At 64.9% G+C, this 12,377-nt stretch carries 6 protein-coding genes; 2 read left to right on the plus strand and 4 right to left on the minus strand.

Annotated elements, in window-relative coordinates; all coding sequences use genetic code 11:
- Window positions 1-3 precede the first annotated feature (3 nt).
- Genes glgB through AAFG16_RS10950 form a run of 3 tightly spaced genes read right to left on the minus strand, consistent with a single transcriptional unit; the run spans window position 4 to window position 7,386 of the window.
- Window positions 4-2,142, minus strand: coding sequence for a 1,4-alpha-glucan branching protein GlgB (gene glgB, locus AAFG16_RS10940; RefSeq protein ID WP_283084551.1), 2,139 nt, complete (start codon window positions 2,140-2,142; stop codon window positions 4-6).
- Window positions 2,135-5,428, minus strand: a complete 3,294-nt coding sequence (gene treS / locus AAFG16_RS10945) for a maltose alpha-D-glucosyltransferase (protein ID WP_342739109.1) — start codon at window positions 5,426-5,428, stop codon at window positions 2,135-2,137. The genes glgB and treS overlap by 8 nt, the downstream gene beginning before the upstream one ends.
- Before the next feature lie 11 nt (window positions 5,429-5,439).
- Window positions 5,440-7,386: a maltotransferase domain-containing protein gene (locus AAFG16_RS10950; protein ID WP_342739110.1), complete on the minus strand. Its 1,947-nt coding sequence runs from the start codon at window positions 7,384-7,386 to the stop codon at window positions 5,440-5,442.
- A 204-nt stretch (window positions 7,387-7,590) separates the two neighbouring features.
- On the opposite strand from AAFG16_RS10950, the gene malQ reads away from it, so the two are divergent.
- Both malQ and AAFG16_RS10960 read left to right on the plus strand, forming a co-directional pair.
- A complete protein-coding gene (malQ, locus tag AAFG16_RS10955) occupies window positions 7,591-9,552 on the plus strand; it encodes a 4-alpha-glucanotransferase (RefSeq protein WP_342739111.1) in 1,962 nt (653 codons plus the stop codon).
- A 29-nt stretch (window positions 9,553-9,581) separates the two neighbouring features.
- Complete coding sequence (locus tag AAFG16_RS10960; RefSeq protein WP_342739112.1) at window positions 9,582-11,381, plus strand: glycoside hydrolase family 15 protein; 1,800 nt, start codon at window positions 9,582-9,584, stop codon at window positions 11,379-11,381.
- A 172-nt stretch (window positions 11,382-11,553) separates the two neighbouring features.
- On the opposite strand, the gene AAFG16_RS10965 is transcribed toward AAFG16_RS10960, so the two are convergent.
- A complete protein-coding gene (locus tag AAFG16_RS10965) occupies window positions 11,554-12,366 on the minus strand; it encodes an HAD family hydrolase (protein ID WP_342739113.1) in 813 nt (270 codons plus the stop codon).
- Window positions 12,367-12,377: the final 11 nt, after the last annotated feature.

Here is a 12,377-nt window from a genome sequence, read left to right on the forward strand (position 1 = left end):
GGTTCAGCTTTCCGGAACGAGGAAGATCGCGCCCAAAGGGGGAACGGTGAGGCGGAGCTCGCCGTCAACGGCCTGGACCTCGCCGATGTTCCCGACGTCGCCGCCGCCGTAATGGCCGGAGTCCGAATTGAACACTTCCTTCCACTTGCCGGCAAAGGGCACGGGCACGCGATAGTTGCGATAGACGTTGGGGGAGAAGTTGACGAGGACGAGACAGCGCGCGTGCTCGTCAAAGCCCTTGCGCAGCCAGGCGAACACGTTGCGGTTGGCATCGTCGGTGATCAGCCATTCGAAGCCGGCCTGGTCGCAATCCATCTGGTGCAGCGCCGGCACGGCGCGATAGAGCCGGTTGAGGTCGCGGATCAGCGCCTGGATGCCGGAATGGTATTTGTATTCGAGCAGGTGCCAGTCGAGCGACTGGTCGTGATTCCATTCGCGGCTCTGTGCGATCTCCGCGCCCATGAACAGCAGCTTCTTGCCGGGATGGCCGAACATGAAGCTGTAGTAGGCGCGCAAATTCGCAAAGCGCTGCCATTCGTCGCCGGGCATGCGGCCGAGGATCGAGCGCTTGCCGTGCACGACCTCGTCATGTGACAGCGGCAGGATGAAGTTCTCCGAGAAGGCGTAGTGCAGGCCGAACAGGATCTCGCCGTGATGATGCTTGCGATGGATCGGATCCTTGCTGATGTAGTTCAGCGTGTCGTGCATCCAGCCCATGTTCCACTTGTAGCCGAAGCCGAGCCCGCCGAATTCGACCGGGCGCGACACCTGCGGCCATGCGGTGGATTCCTCGGCGGCGGTGGTGGCTTGCGGGAAGCGGGCGAACAGCTCGGTGTTGAAGCGGCGCAGGAAGTTGATCGCCTCGATGTTTTCGCGCCCGCCATACTGGTTCGGGATCCAGGCGCCCGGCGGGCGGCTGTAGTCGAGATAGAGCATGGAGGCGACGGCGTCGACGCGCAGGCCGTCGATCGCATAGCGCTCCAGCCAGAACAGCGCGTTCGACACCAGGAAGTTGGTCACTTCGGTGCGGCCGTAATTGTAGATCAGCGTGCCCCAGTCGAGATGGCGGCCCTGGAGCGGGTTGGCGTGCTCGTATAGCGCCGTGCCGTCGAAGCTGCCGAGCCCGTGCGGATCGTCAGGGAAGTGGCCGGGCACCCAGTCGAGCAGCACGCCGATGCCCTCGCGATGGCAGGCATCGACCAGGGCGGCGAAATCGTCCGGCGTGCCGAAGCGGCTGGTCGGCGCATAAAGTCCGGTCGGCTGATAGCCCCAGGAGCCGTCGAACGGGTGCTCGCTGACGGGGAGGAATTCGAGATGGGTGAAGCCCATGTCGCGGGCATAGGCCGGCAACTGCTCGGCGAGCTCGCGATAGGTCAGCCATTCATTGCCGTTCTTGCGCCGCCACGAGCCGAGATGGACCTCGTAGATCGACATCGGCGCCGACAGCGCGTTGATGCCGTCGGGCGCCGGGCGGGGGCGTGGCAGATGCGCCTCGTCGAACACGATCGAGGCCGTCTTTGGCCGCACCTCGCTCGCGAACGCCAGCGGATCGGATTTCAACGGCAGCAGATGGCCGTGCGGGCCGATGATCTCGAACTTGTAGTGATCGCCACTCTTCGCATGCGGAATGAACAATTCCCAATAGCCGGCACCACGCACCCGCATCGGATGGCGCCGCCCGTCCCAGAAATTGAAGTCGCCGACCACGGACACGCGCCGCGCATTCGGCGCCAGCACGACGAAGCCGATGCCGTCGATGCCTTCGAGCCGCATCGGATGCGCGCCGAGCTTGTCGTAGAGGCGCTGATGGGTGCCTTCGCCGAGCAAATAGAGATCGAAGTCGGTCAGGATCGGCGGAAAGCGGTAGGCGTCCTCGAACTCGACGACATTGTCGCCGAATTTTGCGCGCAGCTGATAGTGCTTGGAGCCATTGGGCAGCGCGCCGATGAACAGGCCGGCAGCGTGGACACGGTCGAGGGCTGCGACCTCGCCATGCTCGCCGACCGCCTCGACATTGGAGGCTTCGGGCAGGAAGGCGCGCACCACGCTTTTGCCACCCTCGGGATGCAGCCCGAGATAGTGGAAGGGGTCGGAGTGACGGCCTTCGATGATGGCGTAGGCTTCGGCAGGCAGTTTAGGCATGGGCTTCGCTCTCGGTACTGGACAGAATGCGAAGCAGTCCGGTCAGCGGCGCATGGAGCCCCTCGGGCCGGTGGGACAGCTCGTACTCTACTTCGTCGAACGCTTCATCAAGCAGGAAAAACCTTAACAGGCCTTCCGAGGCTTGCGCATCGTCCGGCCAGAGCCGGCGATCCGTCATGGCTTCGTCATAGGCAGTGAGGAACGTCGCGGTCGCACGCTCGCGCCATTCGTCGAGCGCAGCGGCGAGCCGGTCTTGCTCGTCGGACGCGCCCATGCGCGCGCGGCCAAGGGCTGCGTTAACCGAAAGGTCGATCGAGCGGATCAGGCCGGCGACGTCGCGCGCGGCAGGCAGCTTGCGCCGCTTGTCGGCCAGCGGCAGACGCGGATCGCCGTCGAAATCGATGATGAAGATGTCATCCTTCACGATCAGAATTTGCCCGAGGCGGAAGTCGCCATGATGACGGATGTTCAACCCGCCGATCCCGGAACGCAATAGTGCATTCAGCCGGTCGGGCAGGGTGTTGCGTGCCGCGATGATGCGGTCGATCAGCGGCCGGTCCGCCTCCCGCAGGCCGTCGCGGCTCTCAGCGAGGCGCTCGAACACCCGCTCGGCGCGCGCCTTGAGGTCGGAGACCCAGCGCTCGATTTGTGTTGAGCCGATCGGCTCAGGGGCGAGATCGTCGGTCTTTGCCGCGGCCAGTGCGACATGCAGCTCGCCGAGCCGCCGGCCGATCTGCGCCATGAAGTGCAGATAGGGGGCCTGCTCCTGGGTCTCGCGGTGCGTTTCCCCTGGCGGCAGCACGCGCTGCTCGTCGATATAGCGGTCGAGATAGCCCGTGGTCACCGTCCAGCCGTCGCCCTGGTTCTCGACATAGGCATGCAGCACGCCGAGCGCGCTGCGGTGATCGCCCTCGATCAGCTCGACGCTGCCGAGCAGTGCCGGCGCGTTGGCAAAGCGGGCCACTTCCGTGAGATAGCGGCCGATCTCGATCTCGGGACTGGTCCCGCTTTGGAGCCGGCGGTAGATCTTGGCGACATATTGGTTGTCGACCAGCGCAGTGCTGTTCGACTGCTCGATCGCGCGGATGCGCTGGGGCTCCTTGATGGTGTAATCGGCGAACCGGCTGGTGGCCTTGAACTCCAGCCGCAAATTGTTCTCGTCCACCACCAGGTTTTGCGACAGACCCCGCAGGAAAAGCCCGATGAAGATCTGCTCGGTCGCAACGTCAAGCAGCGTGCCCTCGCGCGCGCCTTGGCGCACGGCGGCGAGCGCCTTCGGGTTGAAGCGTTCGCGGTCGAAGCGCACCCACTCGATCTGCATCGGCATCACGTAGCGCGTGGTGACGTCGTCCCGCGTCGTCTCGAAGAACGCGATCCAGGGTCTGTTGTCGCCGATGTCGCTGAACGGCACCGCGGAGGTGAGCGTGGCCTTGATGTGCTTGGGATTGTGCTCGGGATACCAGCGTGTCCGCGACAGGAAGCCCGGCAGCACGTCGCGTTCGAACACGCCGCGCTCGCGCGCCAGCGACACCCAGTTCGAATTGACCGGCACCACCAGCGTCTCGAACTCCGGCACCGCGCGCGGCGTCACCGGCTCGGACTTGTCGCGCTCCTGAAGCTGGAACCAGTAGAAGCCGTAGGGCCCCAGCGTGATCATGTAGGGCAATTCGCCGATCGGGGGGAAGCGCGTGCGCCCCAGCATCTCCTGTGGGATGCGGTCCTTCCACGGTGACAGATCGAGCTCGGTCGCCTGCGCTGCGCGCGACAGATTCGCGACGCAGAGAATGACCTCGTCGCGATATTGCCGGACATAGGCCAGCACCGCGCGGTTGGCCGGGCGGATGAAGGTCATGGTGCCGCGGCCGAAGGCGAGCGTCGACTTGCGTACCGAGATCAGCCGCTTGGTGGCGCTGAGCAGCGAGGACAGACTGCGCGACTGCGCCTCCACGTTCACCGATTCGTAGCCATAGACCGGGTCCATGATCAGCGGTGCGTAGAGCCGGGCGGGATCGCAGCGCGAGAACCCGCCATTGCGATCCGGGCTCCATTGCATCGGCGTGCGCACGCCGTTGCGATCGCCGAGATAGATGTTGTCGCCCATCCCGATCTCGTCGCCGTAATAGACGATCGGCGTGCCCGGGAAGGACAGCAGCAGCGAGTTCATCAGCTCGATCTTGCGGCGGTCGTTGTCCATCAGCGGCGCGAGGCGGCGGCGGATGCCGACATTGATGCGCGCACGGGGATCGTTGGCATAGGTGGTCCAGAGATAGTCGCGCTCGACGTCGGTGACCATCTCCAGCGTCAATTCGTCATGATTGCGCAGGAACAGCGCCCATTGGCAGCTCGCCGGGATATCAGGCGTCTGGCGCAAAATGTCGGTGATCGGGAAGCGGTCCTCCTGCGCGATCGCCATGTAGATGCGCGGCATCAGCGGGAAGTGGTAGGCCATGTGGCACTCGTCGCCACGGCCGAAATATTCCTGCACGTCCTCCGGCCATTGGTTGGCCTCGGCCAGCAGCAGCTTGCCCTTGGAGTACGCGTCGAGCTCCTGGCGCAGGCGCTTGATGATCGCATGCGTCTCCGGGAGGTTCTCGTTCGAGGTGCCTTCGCGCTCGCAGAGATAGGGAATGGCGTCGAGCCGGAAGCCGTCGACACCGGCGTCGAGCCAACGCTTCATCACCTGGATGATGGCGCTGACGACGCGCGGATTGTCGAAATTGAGGTCGGGCTGGTGCGAGAAGAAGCGGTGCCAGTAGAACGCGCCGGCCTCCGGATCCCAGGTCCAGTTCGACTTCTCGGTGTCGGTGAAGATGATGCGCGTGCCCTGGTATTTCTGGTCGGTGTCGCTCCAGACATACCAGTTGCGGGCGCTGGAGCCCGGATGGCTGCGGCGCGCGCGCTTGAACCATTTGTGCTGGTCGGAAGTGTGGTTGACGACGAGCTCGGTGATGACGCGCAAGCCGCGCTTCTGCGCCTCCTGGATGAAGCGCTTGAAATCCTTCATCGTCCCGAAATCGGGGTTGACCGAGCCGTAGTCGCCGATGTCGTAGCCGTCGTCGCGGCCGGGCGAGGGATAGAACGGCAGCAGCCACAGCGCGGTGACGCCGAGGTCCTGCAGATAAGGCAGCTTCTCGGTCAGCCCGGCGAAGTCGCCGATGCCGTCATTGTTGCTGTCGGCAAAGGCCTTGACGTGGAGCTGGTAGATGATGGCGTCCTTGTACCAGAGCTCGTCCACGATCTCGGCAGACTCGGCCTTCTTGGTGTCGACGGAAGACAATACGTTCATGGCGTGACCCCTTACGCCAGGCAGCGGAACAGGAGTGCCGGATCGCGGTCGGGATCGATACGCAATTTGAGCCCACCCCATTCGATGCGGCACTGTTCGCCGGTGAGGAGATTTTCGAGTGCGGTGACGTGGCGGCGTTCGCCGCCGACGTCGATGGTGAGGTCGCCGAGCGGCAGCCAGAATTCGCGTGGATGACGCGAGAGCGCGATGACGGCGATTGTCGTGTTGGCCGGGTTAGTCGCCTCCTTGGCAAAGGCGATGGTCTCGCCGTCCTCAGCGCCGAGGAAGCGCAAGCTTGCGGTCTGCTGGAGCGCCGCGTTCTCGTTGCGGATGCGGTTGAGCGCGGCGATGTAGGCCTTGATGTTGCCTGGCTTGTCCCAGTCGCGCTGCCTGATCTGGTACTTCTCGGAATCCTGATACTCTTCGCGGCCGGGCACGGCCTCGTGCTCGAGCAGCTCGAAACCGCTGTAGATGCCGAAGCTGCCCGACAGCGTCGCTGCCAGCGCGACGCGCGATTTGAAGGCCCAAATCTCGCCGCTCTGGAGATGAAAGGGCAGGAGGTCAGGCGTGTTCACGAACAGGTTCGGGCGATAGAAGTCGCGCTCCGGATAGCGCGTCAGCTCGTCAAAATATTGTTCCAGCTCCCACCTCAAAGTATGCCAGGGAAAATAGGTGAAGGACTGCGCGAAGCCGAGCTTGGCGAGGCCTTTCATCGGCTTCGGCTTCGTAAACGTCTTGGAGAACAGGATCACCTCGGGGTGCCGCCGGCGGATGTCGCCGATCAGCCAGTCCCAGAACGGCAGCGGCGCGGTGTCGTGGTTGGCGATGGCGAAGATGGTGACGCCATGGTCGATCCAGAACAGCATGGCGTCGCGGAACGCGTTCCACAGCCCGCCCCGATCGACCGAGGCGAAATCGGGGATGACGATGTCCGAATAGGGACGATCGGCCGTCCGCACCGAGCGGTCCGGCCGCCATTTGAACCATTCCGGATGCTGCGTCAGCCAGGGATGATCCGGCGAGCATTGCACGGCAAAGTCGAGCGCGAGTTCGAGGCCGTATTCGAGGCAAGTGGCGACCAGCGCGCGGAAATCCTCGATGGTGCCGAGCTCGGGATGCAGCGCATCGTGTCCGCCTGCGGCTGAGCCGATCGCATAGGGCGAGCCCGGCTCGCCTTCGGTCGCCACCGGCGCATTGTTGCGGCCCTTGCGGCGTGTGTGGCCGATCGGTTGGATCGGCGTGAGGTAGAGCACGTCGAAGCCCATCGCGGCGATATCCGGCACGCGCGCGATGCAGTCGCGCAGCGTGCCGTGCCGGCCGGGGACCCGGCTCTGGCTGCGCGGCATCATCTGGTACCAGGCGCCAAAGCGCGCCTTGTCGCGGTCGATAATAAGCGGGAAGGGCGGCGAGCGGGTCAGGTCGGGCCGCGACTGGCTTTCGGCCATGGCCTTGCCGAGCTCGGCCCCAAGCAGCGGGGCGACGTTTCCGGTCTCAAGATAATCCGCGCACTGCCTGATGATGACAGCTGCAGCGTCCTGTCCTGCGCCATGCGCCTTGGTCAGCAGGCCGGCGCCCTCGACCGCGTCGAGGCTGACATCGGCGCCGGTGCGCTGTTTTCGCGCGACACCGTTTGACCAGGTCGCAAATTCGTCGGTCCAGGCTTCGATCACATAGACATATTGGCCGGGCTCGACAGGCGTGAACGCGCCGGACCAGCGGTCATTGCCGTGATGGATCATCGGCTCGCTCCGCCATTCGCGGTCCTGCTCTCCTCGCCAGATCAGCGCGGCGGATATCACGGCATCACCGCCGCGATAGATGTCGGCCCAGACCTCGACGCGCTCGCCCGCAATCCGCTTCACGGCGAAACGGCCGCCGTCGATCGAGGGATAGACGTTTTCGATGAGGAAAGCGCTGCCGGCAGCGGCACTCTCGACAGTTTGAATTGTCTTGTTCACGGTGATGCCATTGACAAGAAAGCAGGAGCCCGTTTCCCTTGTCGGGAACCTACGCTTGGTACCACTATAGAAAGCCGCTTGTGTGTCATTGGTTCCCTCGGGAACGGCAAGCGCAGTTTGCGAGTTACCCCTGACTAACCTCTTCCGCGACCTCGTTAAAATCGATGCCACCGGCCAGACAATGGCCTGCAAGCTGCGTGCCGAATGGATCTTTTAGCTCAAGCCCGGATCAAGGGCGTTCAATCTGAATTTATCGACGCCCTCGGCAAGCTGCGGGTCACCGATCCCGTGGCCCTCAAATCCATCCTCGACGCCCTGCCGGAGAAGCGGGTCTACCGCTTCGTCGCCGGGCCGGTCGTGGTCCGTGCCCTGGGCAATCCGCGCACCGAATTGGCCACGATCGGCACCGCGCCGCTCAGATGGAAAATCATCGGCAAGGACAGCGTCATCGCGCAAGGCGAGACGCGCGAGCCTGTGATCGCCTGGCCCGCGGGCCTCCCGCCCGGTTATCACCGGCTGACACTCACCGATGCCGAAGGCGTGAGCGAAGACGTGCCGATGATCGTGGCGCCGGAGCGCGCCTTCGGCGGCGATTTCGACCGCGGCTGGCTCCTCGCCGTGCAGCTCTACAGCGTCCGCTCGAACCGCAATTGGGGCATCGGCGATTTCACCGATCTGGCCGGGCTCCTCCGGCTGGCAAAACAGCTCGGCGCCGACGGCGTCGGGCTCAATCCGCTGCACGTGTTGTTCGACGATCATCCCTCAGATTGCAGCCCCTATTCGCCGAACAGCCGGCTGTTCCTCAATCCGCTCTATATCGACGTCGAGGCAATCCCCGAATTTTCCGCCGATCTCGTGCCGGATGCGGCTGCGACCGCTGCGCGGCTCCGCCAGGGCGATCGCGTGCCCTACGCCGCCATGGCGGCCTTGAAATGGCCGGCGTTGCGCGCCGCATTCAACAGCTTCGTGACCAGCGCGAGCGCGGCGCGCCTGAAGGCGTTCGACGCCTTCCGCGCCGAACGCGCGCCGCTGTTGTCGCGCTTTGCCTGTTTCGAGGTGCTGCGCCATCGCTTCACGGGGCCGTGGTGGGACTGGCCGGCGGAATGGCAGCAGCCGGATGAGGCGAAATGCGCGGGCTTGCGCAACGGCCCCGACAAGCGCGAGGTCGAGTTCGTCGAATTCGTGCAATGGACGGCGGACAGCCAATTGCGTGCCGCAAGGGAGCTGGCGAGCCAGCTCGGCATGCGCGTCGGACTTTATCTCGACGTTGCCGTCGGCGTGCAGTCCAATGGCTTCGATGCCTGGAACGAGCAGATGGCGATCTCGCGCCATCTCGCGGTCGGCGCGCCGCCCGACGTGCTCAACACCGTCGGCCAGGACTGGGGCCTTGCCGGCTTCAATGCCGGCGGCCTCGAAGCGCAGTCCTTTGTGCCGTTTGCCGACATGCTGGCTGCGTCGATGCGCCATGCCGGTGCTATCAGGCTCGATCACGTGCTGGGCCTGAAGCGGCTTTATCTGGTGCCGCGCGGCTTCAAGCCCGACAACGGGGCCTATGTGCAGATGCCGTTCGAGGCGCTGCTCGGCGCGGTGGTGCGCGAGAGCGCAGCCCACAAATGCATCGTGATCGGCGAGGATCTCGGCACCGTGCCGGAAGGTTTCCGCGAGACCATGCAGGATTTCGGCATCTGGTCCTACCTCGTCATGATGTTCGAGCGTGACGATTCCGGCCATTTCCGCAACATCGACCACTATCGCCCGAACGCGCTGGTGACGCTGAACACGCATGATCTGTGCACCTATGAGGGCTGGCGCTCGTTCAGCGATCTCAAGATGAAGCGCTCGCTCGGGCTCGATCCCGGCGAGGACGACCAGGCCCGCTGGGACGCGCTCGGCGCGCTCGACGAGATCCTGCGGCAGAACGGCATCAGCGCCAACGACCTCTATTCGGTGCTCGCCTTCCTGTCGCGCACGCCGTCGCGGCTGCTGGCGGTGTCGCTGGAGGACCTGCTCGGCGTGATCGACCAGCCCAACATTCCCGGCACGATCGACGAGCATCCGAACTGGCGCCAGCGCCTGCCCGTTGCGCTCGACCAGATCGCCAAGAAGGTCGATCTCGCGGCTTTGAAGGCCGCGACGCGGGAACGTTCCTTGGCCGATGGGCGTTGATGAGCCGGGGTTTCCAGGCTCGAACGACATTGTCTCAGAGGATCGAGGACTATGCGCTGATCGGCGATTGCGAGACCGCTGCGCTGGTCGGGCGCAACGGCTCGATCGACTGGCTGTGCTGGCCGGCCTTCGATTCCGACGCCTGCTTCGCCGCGATCCTCGGGACAAACAAGAACGGCCGCTGGCTGATCACGCCAGCCGATGACGTCGTCAAGACCTCTCGCCGCTACCGCGGCGATACTCTCATCCTCGAGACGCGCCTTGAGACCAAGACCGGCACCGTCGCGCTGGTCGACTTCATGCCGCCGCGCGGCAAGGCCTCGGACGTCGTCCGGCTGGTGCGCGGCATCAGCGGCACGGTGAAGATGCGGATGGAGCTCGTGATCCGTTTTGGCTTCGGCGTCGACATTCCCTGGGTGCGGCGGATCGACCATTCCCTGCTCGCGATCTGCGGCCAGGACATGACGGTGCTGCGCACGCCGGTCGAGACCCGCGGCGAGGACCTCACCACGGTGTCCGATTTCGAGGTGAAGGAGGGCGAGACCGTCCCCTTCGTGCTGACCTACGGTCCCTCGCATCTCGAGCCGCCCGGGCCGATCGACCCCGAGCAGGCGCTCGAAGAGACCGAAGCGTTCTGGAAGGACTGGTGCCGCCATTGCACCCGCGACGGCCCCTATCACGATCTCATCGTGCGCTCGCTGATCACGCTGAAGGCGCTGACCTTCGCTCCCACCGGCGGCATCGTCGCCGCGCCCACCACCTCGCTGCCGGAGAAGCTCGGCGGCAGCAGGAACTGGGATTACCGCTTCTGCTGGCTGCGCGATGCCACCTTCACGCTGCTGGCGCTGATGAACTCGGGCTACACCGAGGAAGCCTCGGCCTGGCACAACTGGCTGTTGCGCGCGGCCGCCGGCGCGCCGGCGAACATGCAGATCATGTACGGCATCTGGGGCCAGCGGCGCCTGCTGGAATGGGAGGCGGGCTGGCTCGCCGGCTATGAGGGCGCGCAGCCGGTGCGCGTCGGCAATGCCGCGCATGCGCAGCTCCAGCTCGACGTCTACGGCGAGTTGATCGACGCCTTCCACCAGTCGCGCATGGCCAAGCTGAAGCTCGACGAGGAGAGCTGGGCATTGGAATGCAACGTGCTCAATCACCTCGCCGAGGTCTGGGACAAGCCCGACCACGGCATCTGGGAGCGGCGCGGTCAGCCGAGGCATTACGTCTTCTCGAAGGTGATGACCTGGGTCGCCTTCGACCGCGGCATCAAGAGCGCCGAGACTTTTGGCTTCAAGGCGCCGCTGCTGCACTGGCGCGCCTTGCGCGAGGCCATTCATCGTGACGTCTGCCGCAGGGGTTTCGACGCGGAGGGGAATGCTTTCGTCGAGTCCTATGGCTCGAAGCTGCTCGATGCCAGCGTGCTGCTGCTGCCCGGCGTCGGCTTCCTGCCGGCCGACGACCCGCGCATCCGCGGCACCATCGCGGCAGTCGAACAGCACCTGATGCGCGACGGCTTCGTGCTGAGGCACGATCCGCGCGAGGTGCCTGCGGACCAGCCGCCGCTCGAAGGCGCGTTCCTGGCCTGCAGCCTGTGGCTCGCCGATGCCTATGTGCTGTCGGGCGATCTCGACAAGGCCCAAGTCTTGTTCGACCGCGTGGTCGACATTGCCAACGACGTCGGGCTACTCGCCGAGGAATATGATTCCGTGGCGCGACGCCAGACCGGCAATTTCCCCCAGGCCCTGACCCACATCGCGCTGATCAACACCGCGCATAATCTGTCGGCGGCGAGGCAGAAGAGCGAGAAGCCGGCGATGCAACGGTCGAAGTAGTGACCGTGCATGAGCTTTGATCGCTACCAGAGCGGAGGTGCGCTCCCTCCCCCGCTTGCGGGGGAGGGTTGGGGAGAGGGTGTCTCCGCCGGGCGAGAATCCCTAGAGGACAGAGCCCTCACCCGCCGCCTCTCCCGCAAGCGGGAGAGGTTGAAACCAGCCGGCAGCCCGTCTAGCCCACCCCGTTCCACTTCAAGACCATCTCCATCGCCTCGGCAAAACCATCCTGCTCGTTGCTCGCGGTGACGTGGGTGGCCTGGTCCTTGACGTCGTCGGTGGCGTTGCCCATGGCGATCGAGGTGCCACTGACGCGGAACATGGCGAGGTCGTTCTGCATGTCGCCGATGGTGGCGACCGCATCGGTCGAGATGCCGAGGCGCTTGGCCATGGCCTGCACGAACGTGCCCTTGTTGAAGCCGGGCGGGGTGATATCGAGATAGTAGGTCTGCGAGCGCACCGCGGTGGCCTCGCTGCCGAGGGCCTCCTGCATCGCCTTCTCGCAAGCCTCGAGCCCGGCGGCATCGGCGCTGGCGCCGACGATCTTGCAGGCGCTGGCGAGGTACGGCGAAAAATCCGTCACGATGGTGGGGTCGGAGCGGATGGTGTGCTGCTCATGCGCGACGTATTTGCCGTTCGGGTTGTCGATCAGCCATTTGTCGTAGGTGAACAGCCAGATGTCGGCGCCGAACTCGCGCAGGATCTGCAACGACCGTTCGGCGGCGCCCGCCGGAATCAGGTGCTGCTCGACCGGCCTCATCTCGGGATCGATGATCGAGGAGCCATTGAACGGGCCGACCGGCAGCCACAGCGCCAGCGGCTCGATCAGGAAGCGCATGCCGATGGCGGGGCGGCTGGAGGTGATGGTGAAGCCGATGCCGGCCTGGTGCAGCCGCTGCACCGCGCTCCTCGCGCGCTCGGTCAGCGTTTTGTCCTTGGTCAGCAGCGTGCCGTCGACGTCGGAGACAACGAGTGAGATTTTCGTCATGGCAGGACCTT

This window comes from Bradyrhizobium sp. B117 (genome assembly GCF_038969555.1).
Lineage (GTDB): Bacteria > Pseudomonadota > Alphaproteobacteria > Rhizobiales > Xanthobacteraceae > Bradyrhizobium.

Excerpts from the sequence above, each read along its gene's own strand:
- treS (WP_342739109.1), bottom strand. The coding sequence starts at position 5,428 with ATGAACGTATTGTCTTCCGTCGACACCAAGAAGGCCGAGTCTGCCGAG.
- AAFG16_RS10965 (WP_342739113.1), bottom strand. The coding sequence starts at position 12,366 with ATGACGAAAATCTCACTCGTTGTCTCCGACGTCGACGGCACGCTGCTG.
- malQ (WP_342739111.1), top strand. The coding sequence starts at position 7,591 with ATGGATCTTTTAGCTCAAGCCCGGATCAAGGGCGTTCAATCTGAATTT.
- glgB (WP_283084551.1), bottom strand. The coding sequence starts at position 2,142 with ATGCCTAAACTGCCTGCCGAAGCCTACGCCATCATCGAAGGCCGTCAC.